This window comes from Serratia sp. CC22-02, from assembly GCF_900182895.1.
Lineage (GTDB): Bacteria > Pseudomonadota > Gammaproteobacteria > Enterobacterales > Enterobacteriaceae > Serratia > Serratia nevei.
The window spans coordinates 323,872-337,778 of sequence record NZ_FXUD01000004.1 but is presented as its reverse complement, the minus strand read 5'-3'; the positions used below and the strand labels follow the sequence as shown (position 1 = coordinate 337,778).

General features: G+C 59.6%; 12 protein-coding genes. 3 read left to right on the top strand and 9 right to left on the bottom strand.

The window, feature by feature from the left end; genetic code table 11:
- The first annotated feature begins 292 nt into the window (after positions 1-292).
- Positions 293-1,705, top strand: a complete 1,413-nt coding sequence (gene pykF, locus QOL81_RS16260) for a pyruvate kinase PykF (RefSeq protein ID WP_060419184.1) — start codon at positions 293-295, stop codon at positions 1,703-1,705.
- Positions 1,706-2,013: 308 nt separating this feature from the next.
- Positions 2,014-2,250, top strand: coding sequence for a major outer membrane lipoprotein (locus tag QOL81_RS16255; RefSeq protein WP_004931354.1), 237 nt, complete (start codon positions 2,014-2,016; stop codon positions 2,248-2,250).
- Between the two features lie 140 nt (positions 2,251-2,390).
- Here the strand turns inward: QOL81_RS16255 and QOL81_RS16250 are convergent, their stop codons facing one another.
- The 7 genes from QOL81_RS16250 to sufA all read right to left on the bottom strand — a co-directional run bounded on the left by QOL81_RS16250 (position 2,391) and on the right by sufA (position 9,311).
- A complete protein-coding gene (locus QOL81_RS16250; protein ID WP_060440060.1) occupies positions 2,391-3,404 on the bottom strand; it encodes a L,D-transpeptidase family protein in 1,014 nt (337 codons plus the stop codon).
- Positions 3,405-3,701: 297 nt separating this feature from the next.
- Complete coding sequence (gene sufE / locus QOL81_RS16245) at positions 3,702-4,118, bottom strand: cysteine desulfuration protein SufE (RefSeq protein WP_060419188.1); 417 nt, start codon at positions 4,116-4,118, stop codon at positions 3,702-3,704.
- 36 nt (positions 4,119-4,154) lie between these two features.
- Entirely contained in the window at positions 4,155-5,381 is a 1,227-nt protein-coding gene (gene sufS, locus QOL81_RS16240; protein WP_060419190.1) for a cysteine desulfurase SufS, read from the bottom strand.
- Positions 5,378-6,664 carry a Fe-S cluster assembly protein SufD gene (sufD, locus tag QOL81_RS16235; RefSeq protein WP_060419193.1) on the bottom strand — a complete coding sequence of 429 codons (1,287 nt, stop codon included), beginning with the start codon at positions 6,662-6,664 and terminating at the stop codon, positions 5,378-5,380. Before sufD ends, sufS begins: the two co-directional genes overlap by 4 nt.
- Positions 6,639-7,385 (bottom strand): Fe-S cluster assembly ATPase SufC, encoded by a 747-nt coding sequence (gene sufC, locus QOL81_RS16230; RefSeq protein WP_004931365.1) that lies wholly within the window; start codon positions 7,383-7,385, stop codon positions 6,639-6,641. Before sufC ends, sufD begins: the two co-directional genes overlap by 26 nt.
- Positions 7,386-7,428: 43 nt before the next feature.
- A complete protein-coding gene (gene sufB / locus QOL81_RS16225; protein WP_033638360.1) occupies positions 7,429-8,925 on the bottom strand; it encodes a Fe-S cluster assembly protein SufB in 1,497 nt (498 codons plus the stop codon).
- Between the two features lie 14 nt (positions 8,926-8,939).
- Positions 8,940-9,311 (bottom strand): Fe-S cluster assembly scaffold SufA, encoded by a 372-nt coding sequence (sufA, locus tag QOL81_RS16220; protein WP_004931368.1) that lies wholly within the window; start codon positions 9,309-9,311, stop codon positions 8,940-8,942.
- Between the two features lie 527 nt (positions 9,312-9,838).
- Here sufA and QOL81_RS16215 point away from each other — a divergent pair.
- Positions 9,839-10,243: a hypothetical protein gene (locus QOL81_RS16215; protein WP_047727659.1), complete on the top strand. Its 405-nt coding sequence runs from the start codon at positions 9,839-9,841 to the stop codon at positions 10,241-10,243.
- Between the two features lie 45 nt (positions 10,244-10,288).
- On the opposite strand, the gene menI is transcribed toward QOL81_RS16215, so the two are convergent.
- Positions 10,289-10,705: a 1,4-dihydroxy-2-naphthoyl-CoA hydrolase gene (gene menI, locus QOL81_RS16210; RefSeq protein ID WP_016927938.1), complete on the bottom strand. Its 417-nt coding sequence runs from the start codon at positions 10,703-10,705 to the stop codon at positions 10,289-10,291.
- Entirely contained in the window at positions 10,702-13,758 is a 3,057-nt protein-coding gene (gene ydiJ / locus QOL81_RS16205) for a D-2-hydroxyglutarate dehydrogenase YdiJ (RefSeq protein ID WP_147840228.1), read from the bottom strand. The genes menI and ydiJ overlap by 4 nt, the downstream gene beginning before the upstream one ends.
- Positions 13,759-13,907: the final 149 nt, after the last annotated feature.

Sequence of the window (13,907 nt, the reverse complement as noted above, 5' to 3'; positions counted from 1 at the left end):
GTTTTTTATTTTGTTTCCCACCGCTTAGCCTTTATAATGCGCAACGTCTATCAGTTGAATGGTTTCAGCCCTTGATCTGCGAAAACGCTATAACAACACGATCTGATCTTACCCCGTTGCGCAGCATCTCCGCGCCCCCGCGCGGGCTGAATTTTTCCGCCCCGCTTCAACTGTCGTCACCTATCCTTAACTATGTTTTTCACCACCAGGCACGGCCCAAATTCCCTACCGGCGTAAACCGCGCCGGTCAAATTCGTTTTTTTATCCATCACAACTTGTAGAAAACTCCGCCATGAAAAAGACCAAAATTGTTTGTACCATCGGTCCAAAAACCGAATCGGAAGAAATGCTGACCAACCTGCTCAATGCGGGCATGAACGTGATGCGTCTCAACTTCTCTCACGGCGACTATGAAGAGCACGGCAACCGCATCAAGAACATGCGCGCCGTGATGGCGAAAACCGGTATCAATGCCGGCATCCTGCTGGATACCAAAGGCCCGGAAATTCGCACCATGAAACTGGAAGGCGGTAAAGACGCCTCGCTGGTCGCCGGCCAAACCTTCACTTTCACCACCGACCAGAGCGTGATCGGCAACAGCGATCGCGTAGCGGTCACCTACGCCGGCTTCGCCGCCGACCTGAAGATCGGTAACACCGTGCTGGTAGACGACGGCCTGATCGGCATGGAAGTCACCAACGTGACCGAAAACGAAGTCATTTGTAAGGTGCTGAACAACGGCGATCTCGGCGAGAACAAGGGCGTCAACCTGCCGGGCGTTTCCATCCAGCTGCCTGCGCTGGCCGAAAAAGACAAACGCGACCTGATCTTCGGCTGCGAACAAGGCGTCGACTTCGTGGCGGCATCCTTCATCCGCAAGCGCTCCGACGTGCTGGAGATCCGCGAACACCTGAAAGCCCACGGCGGCGAGCAGATCCAGATCATCTCCAAGATCGAAAACCAGGAAGGCCTTAACAACTTCGACGAGATCCTCGAAGCGTCCGACGGCATCATGGTTGCCCGTGGCGACTTGGGCGTCGAGATCCCGGTCGAAGAAGTGATCTTCGCCCAGAAGATGATGATCGAGAAATGTAACCGCGCGCGTAAAGTGGTGATCACCGCCACCCAGATGCTCGACTCCATGATCAAGAACCCGCGCCCTACCCGCGCGGAAGCCGGCGACGTTGCCAACGCCATCCTGGACGGTACCGATGCCGTCATGCTGTCCGGCGAGAGCGCCAAGGGCAAATACCCGCTGGAAGCGGTCAACATCATGGCCACCATCTGCGAGCGTACCGATCGCGTGATGCCTAGCCGCATCGATACCCTGAACGACCGTCGCAAGCTGCGCATCACCGAAGCGGTGTGCCGCGGTGCGGTAGAAACCGCCGAGAAACTGGACGCGCCGCTGATCGTCGTCGCCACCAGCGGCGGCAAGTCAGCGAAATCCGTGCGTAAATACTTCCCGAACGCAGTGATCCTGGCGCTGACCACCAATGAAACCACCGCGCATCAGCTGGTGCTGAGCAAGGGCGTTATCCCGCAGATGGTCAAGGAAATCGCCTCTACCGACGACTTCTACCGCATCGGTAAAGAAGCAGCGCTGGCCAGCGGCCTGGCGCAGAAAGGCGACGTTGTGGTGATGGTTTCCGGCGCGCTGGTGCCGAGCGGCACTACCAACACCGCCTCGGTACACGTGCTGTAATATAAAACGTGACATAATTACCTTGATCAAAACGCCGCTTTGCGGCGTTTTTTTTATCGGCAGTAAACTATTTTTCTCAAAACGCAACCGCGATCCGCTCATTATTTAGCTAATAACAAATCGGAGTAGTCCCATGGAAGCCGGCTGTTTTCCCTCGTTTTTTTAACTAATTTGTAAAACCAGATGCAAGTTTGAGCGAACGATCAAAATAAAGCACCTCAACACTAAAAAATTATTCTCTTTCGAAAAAAGTTTGTGTAATACTTGTAACGCTACATGGAGATTAACTCAATCTAGAGGGTGTTATAATGAATCGTACTAAACTGGTACTGGGCGCGGTAATCCTGGGTTCCACTCTGCTGGCTGGCTGCTCTAGCAACGCTAAAATCGATCAACTGTCTTCTGACGTTCAGACTCTGAACGCTAAAGTTGATCAGCTGAGCAACGACGTGAACGCAATGCGTTCTGACGTTCAAGCGGCTAAAGACGACGCAGCACGCGCTAACCAGCGTCTGGACAACCAAGCTCACGCTTACAAAAAGTAAGTTAGCTTTGGTTATTGAAAACGGCGCACATTGTGCGCCGTTTTTTTTGCCTGCTCATCGGCCCGGGGGTTCTCCTTCGGCAGGCAAAAAAAAGAGGCTCAGCACGCTGAACCCCTCTTCGACCGCTCAGTCCTGCAAACTTAGTTCACTGAACTGATTGGCGCTGCCTTGAATGGGCTCTTATTCGCCGCAGGCGCCGCTACAGGCGTTAAACTCACCTCAGACGGGTTCTCCCCCACGTTGACCAGCACCGGCATGCCAGAACGGCGTACAACCGCGCTATCGAACACGGCGCGATCGGTTTGCCCATCTGCAGCGAAGGCTTTCTCCGCTTTAGACAACGCAATCGGCATGGTCTGCGGATCGTCGCTTTCTACCCGCGACAGCGGCTGGTGCACTTCCACATAGCGTTTGCCGTCCGGCTCAACCGAAATCTTCACCGGATCGTTGATCACCTGCACCCGCGTACCGCGTGGCACCTGGTTGAACAGCGCTTCGATATCCGTCGGACGCAGACGAATACAGCCGGAGCTGACTCGCATGCCGATCCCGAAGTTGGCATTGGTGCCGTGGATCAGGTATTCACCGCGCCCCATCGCCAGACGCAGGGCGAACAGCCCCATCGGGTTCTCAGGGCCGGCCGGCACCACCGCAGGCAGCGTCACGCCCTGGGACTGATAGCGTTTGCGGATGTTGGCGGTAGGCGTCCAGGTCGGGTTGGGGATCTTCTGGCTCACGGAGGTCACTTCCAGCGGCGTGTGCATCCCGGTCTGGCCGATACCGATCGGATAGACGATCACTTTGTTCTCGCCTTTCGGATAGTAGTAAAGGCGCAGCTCGGCCAGGTTGACGATGATCCCTTCACGCTTGGTATCAGGCAGCAGCATTTGGGTCGGAATGGTCAGCACCGTACCCGGCTTAGGCAGGAACGGGTCGGTGCCGGGGTTGGCTTCCAGCATGCCCAGCAGGCCAATCTTGTAGTCGGCGGCGATCGCCTCCAGCGGACGGCCGTCGTTTGGCACGGTATAAGTGGTGTTTTCACCGATCAGACGGCTGTCCGGCGGCGGCAGCGGGTACTCGGTCGCACTGGCGGCCTGCGTGCCGGCCAATACGGTGGCGAAGACCATGCCCATTAAACTCAACGCACGTTTCATTATCATCCCTATATTTTTTATGACGGTTCGTCCCCAAGGCTAACGAGCGCCCGGCGGCGGGTAAATCAGACAATACCTGATTAATACTAGCAACGCTGGCATCAAAGGCAATAAGTTCTCTAAAAATCAACACGTTATAACGTAATCACCGCCGTTGATTGTCAACGAAACGTCAACGGATAAGCTGCTGAAATATCACTGAATTGGGGATGTTATCTGGGGGGAAAGCGTGGATTGTAAAGGCTCATTGACAAAACGAATGTATCAATGAGCCCTCAAGAACGGGGGCGTTCAGGCTCAGGCCAGCTGCGCGGCTTTACTGCGAATGGCGCGGATCATCGCCTCCAGCCCCTGTGAACGCGAAGGCGTCAGGTGTTGGCTGAGCGCCAGCTCGGCGAAAAACGGCCGCACGTCGAGCTCGACAATCTGCTGCGGCGTCAATTGGCGATACAGAATAAACACCACCGCCAGCAGGCCTTTGACGATCGCCGCGTCGCTGTCGCCGTGAAACTCGACCTGCCCTTGCTCATCGAGGCGCATCACAATCCACACCTGGCTCTGACAGCCGGAGATCAGGTTGCCGGCCTGCCGCTCAGCCTCGTCCAGCGGCGGCAATTTGGCGCCGAGTTCAATCACGTACAGGTATTTCTCCTCCCAGTTCAAACAGCGGGAGAAATTTCGCACCAATTTATCTTTGTCCGGCAAATTCGCCATGGGGATCCTTTTGTACCGCCGGGGACGCGCCCCGGCCTAGCCTAATAGCTGATGAATGCGTTGCAGCCCGGCCACCAGCCGGTCCACCTCTTCGCGGGTATTATATAACGCCAGCGAAGCGCGGCACATGCTCGGCACCTGATAAAACGCCATCAGCGGCATGGCGCAGTGATGGCCGGTGCGAATGGCGATGCCGTACTGATCGAGGAAGCTGCCGACGTCATAGGCATGGTGTTCCCCCAGATTGAAGGCGATCACCCCGGCGCGATGGGCCGGGCCATAGACTTTCAGCGTCGGCACCTGGCTGAGCGCCTTCAGCGCGTAGTGCATCAGCGACTGTTCATAATCGTGGATCGCATTCAGGCCCAGGGCTTCAACGTAATCAAACGCCGCCCCCAGCCCCATGATGCCGGCGGTGTTCGGCGAACCGGCCTCGAAGCGCCACGGCGGATCGGCGAAGGTGGTGCCCGCCGTCAGGCTGACCTGGCGGATCATCGAGCCGCCCCCTTCCCACGGCGGCATCTGCTGCAGCAGCGCCTGGCGGCCATACAGCATGCCGATGCCGGAAGGACCGTACAGCTTGTGGCCGGAAAACACATAAAAATCGCAGTCCAGCGCCTGGACATCGACGCGCTGGTGCATCACCGCCTGCGCGCCGTCCACCAGCACCGTCAAATTCGGCGCCAGGGCTCTGGCGCGGGCGATAATGTCGCGCACCGGGTTGACGGTGCCCAGCACGTTGGAGACCTCGGTCAGCGCCAGCAGTTTACAGGACGCATCGACCAGTTCCGGCAGCCGCGCCAGATCCAGCGTACCGTCCGGCTGTAGCGGCCACACCCGCAGCTGCAGCCCGCGCTCCTCCGCCAGCATCTGCCACGGCACGATGTTGGCGTGGTGCTCCATCTCGGTGATGAGAATCGCATCGCCCGGCTGCAGCAGGTGGCGGCCAAAGCTGTTGGCCACCAGATTGATGCCTTCGGTGGTGCCTTTGACGAACACCATCTCTTCCGCCGAGGCGGCGTTGATAAAGCGCGCCGCCTGCTCCCGCACCGCTTCCATCTGCTGAGTCGCCTCGGCGCTCAGGGTGTGGATGCCGCGATGCACCGCCGCATAACCGTGGCGGTAGAACTCCAGCTCGCGGTCGATCACCGCCTGCGGTTTCTGCGCGCTGGCGGCGCTGTCGAGATAGGCCAGCGGTTGGCCGTTCACCTCACGCGCCAGCAGTGGAAAATCGCTGCGCACGCGTTCAATCGGATAACTCATGCAGCCTCCCCCGGCAGACGCTGGGCGATGCGCGCCAGCACCCGTTCCCGGATGATGTCGTTGGCGATGCCTTCGGTCAGCTCGGCGGCGAAGGCAAAGATGATCATCTGCTGCGCCGCGTGTTTGTCGATGCCGCGCGACTGCAGATAGAACAGCTGCTCTTCATCGATACGCCCCACGGTGGCGCCGTGGCTGCATTTGACGTCGTCGGCGTAGATCTCCAGCTGCGGCTTGGTATCCACTTCCGCCACCTTACCCAACAGCAGGTTATGGTTGGTCATCTGGCCGTCGGTTTTGATCGCGTGCTTGGCCACTTTGATCATGCCGTTGAACACCGCCTTGCCGCGATCGCTGACCACGGTTTTATGCAGCTGGCGGCTTTCGCAATAGCCTTTGTTGTGCTCCAGATAGGTGCGGGTATCGCAGATCTCTTTGCCCACCGGCAGCACCAGGCTGTTGATCACCAGGTTTGCGCCTTCGCCGTTCAGCTGTGCGCTGGTGTTGTGCCGCGTCAGGCCGGCACCCAACAGGAAGCTGTCGCTTTTCACCCGCGCGTCGCGGCCGATAACCAGATCGTTATGGGCAAAGTGGTAGCTCGGCTGGCTCTCAAACGCCAGCTTGCAGTGCAACAGCCCGGCGTTGTCCGCCACGTTGGCGGTCAGGCGCGCGCCGGTGAAGTGCGCGGCCTCGCCCAGGCTGACATAGTGTTCAATCACTTCCGCCTCGGCGCCGCGCCCGATCTCCAGATGGTGACGATGATGCACGGTGTTCACTTCCCCGGTGGCGCCGCGTCCGCTGCTGATGTGCAGCAGGTACAGCGGGCGGGCCGGGGCCTTGCCGGCCGGCAAGCGAATCAGGCTGGTTTCCTGCGCCAGGCTTTCGGTCAGGTGCAGGAAAATCTCCGGCTGGATCGGCTCCGGCAGCGCCTGCGGCGTGCCGTAGGCGGTCAACTCGAACTGGTAGTCGCCCAGATCGCCATCGCTGAGCGCGGCGCTGTAGCGGCCGTCGATAAACACCAGCCGACAGGCATCGATGCCGAGCGCCAGCGCCTCAAGCTGCTCTGCGCTCACCGGCGCGGGCTGCGGATCGAGGAACTGCTGCTCCAGCAGGCTCTCCAGCGGCGTGTATTTCCAGTTTTCATGCTTGCGCGTCGGCCAGCCGAGGCGCAGCGCCTGCTGCCAGTGCGCCAGCGCATGCGGCGAACGCTCGCCGCCGCGGCCTTCGAACAGGCGATACAGCTGCTGCAGCGCGTTTGAATTACTGTTGGTCGGTAAGCCAGCCATAGCCCTGCTCCTCCAACTGTTTCACCAGCGAGAAATCGCCGGATTTAACGATACGCCCCTGGGACAGCACGTGTACGTAATCCGGTTTGATGTAGTCCAGAATGCGCTGATAGTGGGTCACGATGATAAAGGCGCGCTTGCCGTCCCGCAGCGAGTTGACGCCGTTGGCGACGATCTTCAGCGCGTCGATGTCCAGGCCCGAGTCGGTTTCATCGAGAATGCACAGATCCGGCTCCAGCGCCGCCATCTGCAGAATATCGTTGCGTTTTTTCTCACCGCCGGAGAAGCCGACGTTGACCGAACGGGTCAGCAGATCGGCCGGCATATCCAGCAGCGCGATTTTCTCTTCGATGAAATCGGCGAAGTCAAAGCGATCCAGCGGCTCCTGCTCGCGGTATTTGCGCACCGCGTTGACCGACGTCTGCAGGAAGAAGTGGTTGCTGACGCCAGGGATCTCCACCGGGTACTGGAAGGCCAGGAACACGCCTTCGCCGGCGCGATCTTCCGGATCCAGCTCCAGCAGATCCTTGCCCTTGAAGGTGACTTCCCCTTCGGTCACTTCGTACTCTTCACGCCCAGCCAGCGTGGCGGACAGCGTGCTCTTGCCCGAGCCGTTCGGCCCCATGATGGCGTGCACTTCGCCCGGTTTGATCTCCAGATCCAATCCCTTGAGGATCTCGTTGCCTTCCACGCTGACTTTCAAATTCTTGATGCTTAACATGCTGTGTCCTCAGATAGCGCCGACGGCGCTAAAAATGCGGCGATTAACCCACGCTGTGTTCCAGGCTGATGGCCAGAAGTTTCTGCGCCTCGACGGCGAACTCCAGCGGCAGCTCGGAGAAAACGTCCTTGCAGAAACCGTTGACGATCATCGAAATGGCGTCATCCTCGCTGATGCCGCGCTGCAGGCAGTAGAACAGCTGGTCGTCGCCGATCTTCGAGGTGGTGGCTTCGTGCTCCAGCTGAGCGCTGTTGTTGCGCGCTTCAACGTAAGGGAACGTGTGGGCACCGCTGTCCGGCCCGATCAGCATCGAGTCGCACTGGGTAAAGTTACGGGCGTTTTCCGCCCCCGGCAGGATTTTCACCAGGCCGCGATAGGTGTTCTCGCTGTGGCCGGCGGAGATGCCTTTGGCGATGATGGTCGACTTGGTGTTTTTGCCGATGTGGATCATCTTGGTGCCGGTGTCCGCCTGCTGATGGCCGCTGGTCAGCGCCACCGAGAAGAATTCGCCGATCGAATTGTCGCCCTGCAAAATCACGCTCGGGTATTTCCAGGTGATGGCCGAGCCGGTTTCCGACTGGGTCCAGGACATTTTCGAGCCGGCGCCTTCGCACAGCGCGCGCTTGGTGACGAAGTTGAGGATGCCGCCCTTGCTCTCGCCGCCGGAGAACCAGTTCTGCACCGTCGAGTATTTCACTTCAGCGTCTTTATGCAGGATCACTTCCACCACCGCCGCGTGCAGCTGGTAGCTGTCGCGCACCGGGGCCGAGCAGCCTTCGATGTAGCTGACATAGCTGCCTTCGTCGGCGATCAGGATGGTGCGCTCGAACTGGCCGGTTTTGGCGGCGTTGATACGGAAATAGGTCGACAGCTCCATCGGGCAGCGCACGCCTTTCGGCACATAGACGAAGGTGCCGTCGGAGGCCACCGCGGCGTTCAGCGCGGCGAAGAAGTTATCGTTGGAGGGCACCACGCGGCCCAGGTACTGACGCACCAGATCCGGGTATTCCTGGATCGCTTCGCCGAACGAGCAGAAGATCACCCCGCTTTCCGCCAGTTTTTCACGGTAAGTGGTAGCGACCGAGACCGAGTCGAAGATGGCGTCCACCGCCACCTCGCTGCCCTCGCGCACCGGCACGCCGAGCTGATTGAACGCCAGCTCCACTTCGCTGGTCAGGTAATCTTTTTCCGTCGCCGCGCCCGGTTGCTGCTCGGCGCCGGGTTGCGAACCGCAGGCATCGTCGCAGCTGCCGCAGGACGGCGCCGAATAGTAACTGTAGTCCTGGTAGTTCAGGCGATCGTAATTGGCCTTCAGCCAGTGCGGCTCTTCCATCTGCAGCCAGGCACGGTAGGCCTCGAGGCGGAATTCCAGCATCCACTCGGGTTCGTTGCGCTTGGCCGAGATGGCTCTCACCACCTCTTCGTTGATGCCTTTGGCCAACTCATCGGTTGCCAGCTGGGTGAAGAAACCTTCTTTGTAGCGACCTTCGCTGACCCAAGCCTGCACTTCATTAGGCATTTCTACATTGCTTCGTGTCATGTTGATTGCATCGCTCAAACGCCAAAGCTCTCGCCGCACCCGCAGGCATGCTGAGCTTTAGGGTTATTGAATTTGAATATCTGATTCAGCCCTTCGCGGACATAATCTACCGTGGTGCCGTCGATGAACGGCATAGCCTTCAGCGGCACATAGAGTTTGGCGCCGTCGCGCTCAAACAGCAGATCGTCATCGGCGGGTTCGCGGGTCAGATCCAGCACATAGGCAAAGCCGGCGCAGCCGGATTGTTTCACCCCTAGCTGCAGCCCTTTCACCTGCGGATCCTGCTGCATCAGTTTCGTTATTTGTCGTACGGCGCTGTCGCTGAGCGAAATGCCTTGCCAGACATTTTCATCCAGAGAAAAAGTGCCGACATTTTCCGTTTGCATAGGGTCTACCTCACACTCGTGTTTGGCCACAGCCAATCTGGGTTGCTTATATGTTAGTGATAACGATTATCACTTCAACCGTTTGTTTTGCGGGGGTATCCGCCGCGAGCGCGGTTTTTCGCTGCGGCGCGCGGCAAGCCAACGGGACACCCGTGGCGGCTTGCGGCGTCAGGCGGCAAGGTGTGCATGCTATCCCTATGAATTCGTTATCTATCCTGCATCACCGTACCGCACTCCCCGGTGGCCCGTCAGCGTTACAGCGCTGCGGTGCGTTGCCGATCTAAACATTCATAGAAAATACCTATTTCTGCATTCTGTCTGTCGTAAATGTGCGTTTATCGGCATTTCGTGGCGCGGCGCAAGCGCGCGGCCCTCAGGTTAAAGTTTAGTCGCTCAGGATTAAGTTGGGTCGGCGGCGGTCTTTTACCCTCCTGAGCAATAAAAAAACGCCGCGCCGGGATTGATCGGCAACGCGGCAGTTTATATGATAATGATTATCATTCAATTTGAATTTGAGCGCGAAGCCAATGACTCTTTCGATCAACGCATGGTTGCTGGGCAAGATTGATGAATACAAATTCAGCGTGCGCGACGCCACGGTGGACTTTTATATGGCCGAAGCGGCGCTGCGGCGCCCGGAATGCAATATCGACCATCTGAAGCGGTACAACAGCGTCAGCCTCACCATGGCCAATCTGTGTCTGGAGAACGGCGACGACGACAGCTACCTGCACGCGCTCAGCAAGCTGCACAACCGGCTGATCGTCGAGATCAACAACCCACAGCGCTGCCAGCTGTTTCGGGTGCAAAGCTACCACTTCGCCCGCCACACGCTGACGCTGATCTGCCAAAAATATGCAATGGAAGGCACCTGGGAGAAGGCGAACGCGTTTCAAAAGGACTTCGTCAAACGCGTGCCGTTTCAGCTGTAAGGCGAAAGGCTCCGCAGGCCGAACGCCTGCGGAAACCGGCGGGAATCAGTCGATGACCGCCGTGGTCAGACGCGAGGTGCAGCACAGCCGATCGCGCGCGTCGAAGATCTCGATTTGCCACACCTGATGGCGACGGCCGACGTGCAGTGCGCGACACACCCCGCGCACCTGGCCATCGAACACCGCGCGCAGGTGGTTGGCGTTGATCTCCAGCCCCACCACTTTCTGCTCGCCTTCGCTGCACAGGTAGCCGGCCATCGATCCCATCGACTCCGCCAACACCACCGATGCCCCGCCGTGCAACAGCCCGAACGGCTGCCGGGTGCGGCCATCGACCGGCATGGTGGCCTCGAGGAAATCTTCGCCCAGCTGGGTAAACTCGATGCCCACATGGCTGACCATGCAGCCGTCGCCAGCGCGGTTCAGCTGCTCCAGCGATGTTTCACGTTTCCACAATTTCACTCAATCATCTCCAGAAGTGCCTGTAATGGGTGGCGCACGCCATTGCCCTCGATGCGTTTCACCTGGCTGCGGCAGGAATAGCCGGTCGCCAGGCAGCGCTGCCGCGGCAAACGCTGCAGCGTCGGATGCCATGATAGCTCATAAATGCCGAGCGAGTTTTGCAGGTTCTTGGCTTCATGGCCGTAAGTGCCCGCCATGCCGCAGCAGCCGACGCTGACGTTCTCCAGTTTGGCGCCGAAGCGGGCGAAGATCGCCGCCCACTGTTGGCCGCTGGCCGGCAGCGCGGTGGTTTCGGTGCAGTGGCCGAACAGATACCACGGCTCGCCGGTCGCCGGCTGTTCGGCGCGATCCGCAATCCGCTGCTGCAGCCATTCATGCACCAGCTGCACCTGGAAATCGCCGCGTTCGGCACCGAGGATCTCGCGGTATTCGTCGCGGTAGCACAGCACCAGCGCCGGATCAACGCCCACCAGCGGCATGCCGAGCTGCGCCACACGGTTGAGGAAATCGGCGGTTTTGCGCGCGGTGCGGGCAAAGCGCGTCAGGAAACCTTTCACATGCTGCGCCTTACCGTTCGGCGAGAACGGCAGCAGCACCGGTTGATAGCCGAGCTTCTCCACCAGCCTGACAAAGTCCGCCACCACTTTGGCGTCGTAATAGCTGGTGAACGGATCCTGGACGATAAGCACGTGTTCTGCGCGCTGCTCGGCGCTCAGCCCTTCCAGCTGCTCCAGCGTCAGCGTGGTCGCGCGGTGGCCGGACAGCTGCTGACGCAGCGTCGGGCTGGACAGCAGCGGCAGATCGACCATGCCGATGGCGTTGCGGCTCATCTCCCGCAGCCACGGCTGGCGGAAGAAGAAGTTGAACACCTTCGGCGCGCGGGCCATCAACGGGGTATAGCTCTCCACACCGGCGACCATGTAGTCGCTTACCGGGCGCAGATAGCGGGTGTGGTAGAGCTGCAGGAAGCGCGAACGGAATCCCGGCACGTCAATCTTGATCGGGCACTGGGTAGAGCAGGCCTTGCAGGCCAGGCAGCCGGACATCGCCTCTTTCACTTCGTGCGAGAAGTCATACTCGCCCTTGCCCGCGTGCCAGCTGTTGCGGGTCTTTTCGATCAAACCGCGCAGGCTGACTCGCTGCTGCGGCAACTGTTTTTCCAGCGCCAAAGGATCGACGCCCTGCTCGGCCAACAGACGCAGCCACTCGCGCACCAGCGTCGCCCGCCCTTTCGGTGAATGAATGCGGTTGCCGCTGATCTTCATCGACGGGCACATCGGGCTGCGCACGTCGAAGTTGAAGCACAGGCCGTTGCCATTACACTCCAGCGCGCCGCGGAATGAGGTGCGCACTTCGACCGGGATCTGGCGATCGAAGGTGCCACGCTTGACCGCGTCCACCTGCATCATCGGCGCATCCACCGCCAGCGGCGAACAGATCTTGCCCGGGTTCAGGCGGTTATCCGGATCGAATGCCGCCTTGATGCGGCGCAGCTCTTCATACAGCGTTTCGCCGAAGAACTCAGGGCTGTATTCCGCGCGGAACCCCTTGCCGTGCTCCCCCCACAGCAGGCCGCCGTATTTGGCGGTCAGCGCCACCACCCGATCGGAGATCTGCTTCATCAGCACCTCCTGCTGCGGGTCGCACATGTCGAGCGCCGGGCGCACGTGCAGCACCCCGGCGTCGACGTGGCCGAACATGCCGTAGCTCAGGTGGTGGTCGTCGAGCAGTTGACGGAATTCGACGATATAGTCCGCCAGGTGTTGCGGCGGCACGCAGGTGTCCTCGGCGAACGGAATCGGCTTGGCGCGGCCCTTGGCGTTACCCAGCAGCCCGACCGCCTTCTTGCGCATGTTGTAAATGCGCTCGATGCCCGCCAGATCGCCGCAGATTTGGTAACCGATCACGCCGCCCTGCCGCTGCGCGATCAGTTCGTCCAGCCGTTGGCACAGGGTTTCCATCTGGCCGTCGATCAGCGCCCGATCGTCGCCGGCGAACTCGACGATGTTCAGCCCGAGCATCTCTTTATCCGGCACGTCGGCGATCAGTTCGTTCACCGAGTGCCAAACGATGTCTTCACGCGCCAGGTTCAGCACCTTGGAATCGATGGTTTCCACCGACAGCGCCTTGGCTTCGACCATAAAGGGTGCATTGCGCAGCGCCGAGTCGAAAGAGTCGTATTTTACGTTAACCAAACGGCGCACTTTCGGCAGCGGCGTGATGTCCAGCCGCGCCTCGGTGATAAACGCCAGCGTGCCTTCGGCGCCGGTCAGGATGCGCGTCAGATCGAAGGTTTGCAGATCGTCGCTCAGCACGTGGCGCAGATCGTAACCGGTGAGGAAGCGGTTGAGCTTGGGGAATTTCTCCAGGATCAGCGCACGCTGCTCGCGGCAGCGGTTGAGCACAGTGCGGTAGATGCGCCCTTCGGCGGTCTCTTCCAGAGCAATCGTTTCCGCCAGCGCCGTCGGCATGGCGCGGGTATCGATCATCTCTCCGCCGAGCAGCACCGCCCGTAGGCCTAATACGTGATCGGAGGTTTTGCCGTACACCAGCGAGCCCTGGCCGGAGGCGTCGGTGTTGATCATGCCGCCCAGCGTGGCGCGGTTACTGGTGGACAGTTCCGGCGAGAAGAAGTAGCCGAACGGCCGCAGATATTGATTCAGCTGATCCTTGATCACCCCGGCTTCGACTTTTACCCAGCCCTGTTCGACGTTGATCTCCAGAATGCGGTTCATATGGCGCGACATATCGACCACGATGCCGGTATTGAGCGACTGGCCGTTGGTGCCGGTGCCGCCGCCGCGCGGGCTGAAGGTCAGCGTCTTGAATCGCTCTTCCCCGGCCAGGCGGGCGATCAGCGCCACGTCGGCGGTGGAACGGGGGAACACCACCGCATCGGGCAACAGCTGATAGATGCTGTTGTCGGTGGCCATCGTCAGCCGGTCAGCGTAGCTGGTGGCGGTGTCGCCGTTGAATCCGTTTTGCTTCAGTGCTTCCAAAAAGTCGAGCACCCGTTGAACGAGGCCGGGCGCCTGAGAAATCTGTGGGATCATTCGCTTTTTTGACCCTGTCCGTCTATTTTTTATGCGCTGATGTACGCTGAATCGGGCCTTTAATTCAGACCCACCCTATTTTTTAGTGACACTAAAAACTAACATACTCGTTTAGTGAAGGCATTCACATTATTACCGCCCTGCGAGTG

What these genes read in the sequence shown, in the direction of transcription:
- ydiJ (WP_147840228.1), bottom strand. Translation starts at nt 13,758, where the DNA reads ATGATCCCACAGATTTCTCAGGCGCCCGGCCTCGTTCAACGGGTGCTC.
- sufA (WP_004931368.1), bottom strand. Translation starts at nt 9,311, where the DNA reads ATGCAAACGGAAAATGTCGGCACTTTTTCTCTGGATGAAAATGTCTGG.
- QOL81_RS16215 (WP_047727659.1), top strand. Translation starts at nt 9,839, where the DNA reads ATGACTCTTTCGATCAACGCATGGTTGCTGGGCAAGATTGATGAATAC.
- sufC (WP_004931365.1), bottom strand. Translation starts at nt 7,385, where the DNA reads ATGTTAAGCATCAAGAATTTGAAAGTCAGCGTGGAAGGCAACGAGATC.
- sufS (WP_060419190.1), bottom strand. Translation starts at nt 5,381, where the DNA reads ATGAGTTATCCGATTGAACGCGTGCGCAGCGATTTTCCACTGCTGGCG.
- sufE (WP_060419188.1), bottom strand. Translation starts at nt 4,118, where the DNA reads ATGGCGAATTTGCCGGACAAAGATAAATTGGTGCGAAATTTCTCCCGC.
- QOL81_RS16250 (WP_060440060.1), bottom strand. Translation starts at nt 3,404, where the DNA reads ATGAAACGTGCGTTGAGTTTAATGGGCATGGTCTTCGCCACCGTATTG.
- sufD (WP_060419193.1), bottom strand. Translation starts at nt 6,664, where the DNA reads ATGGCTGGCTTACCGACCAACAGTAATTCAAACGCGCTGCAGCAGCTG.
- pykF (WP_060419184.1), top strand. Translation starts at nt 293, where the DNA reads ATGAAAAAGACCAAAATTGTTTGTACCATCGGTCCAAAAACCGAATCG.
- QOL81_RS16255 (WP_004931354.1), top strand. Translation starts at nt 2,014, where the DNA reads ATGAATCGTACTAAACTGGTACTGGGCGCGGTAATCCTGGGTTCCACT.
- sufB (WP_033638360.1), bottom strand. Translation starts at nt 8,925, where the DNA reads ATGACACGAAGCAATGTAGAAATGCCTAATGAAGTGCAGGCTTGGGTC.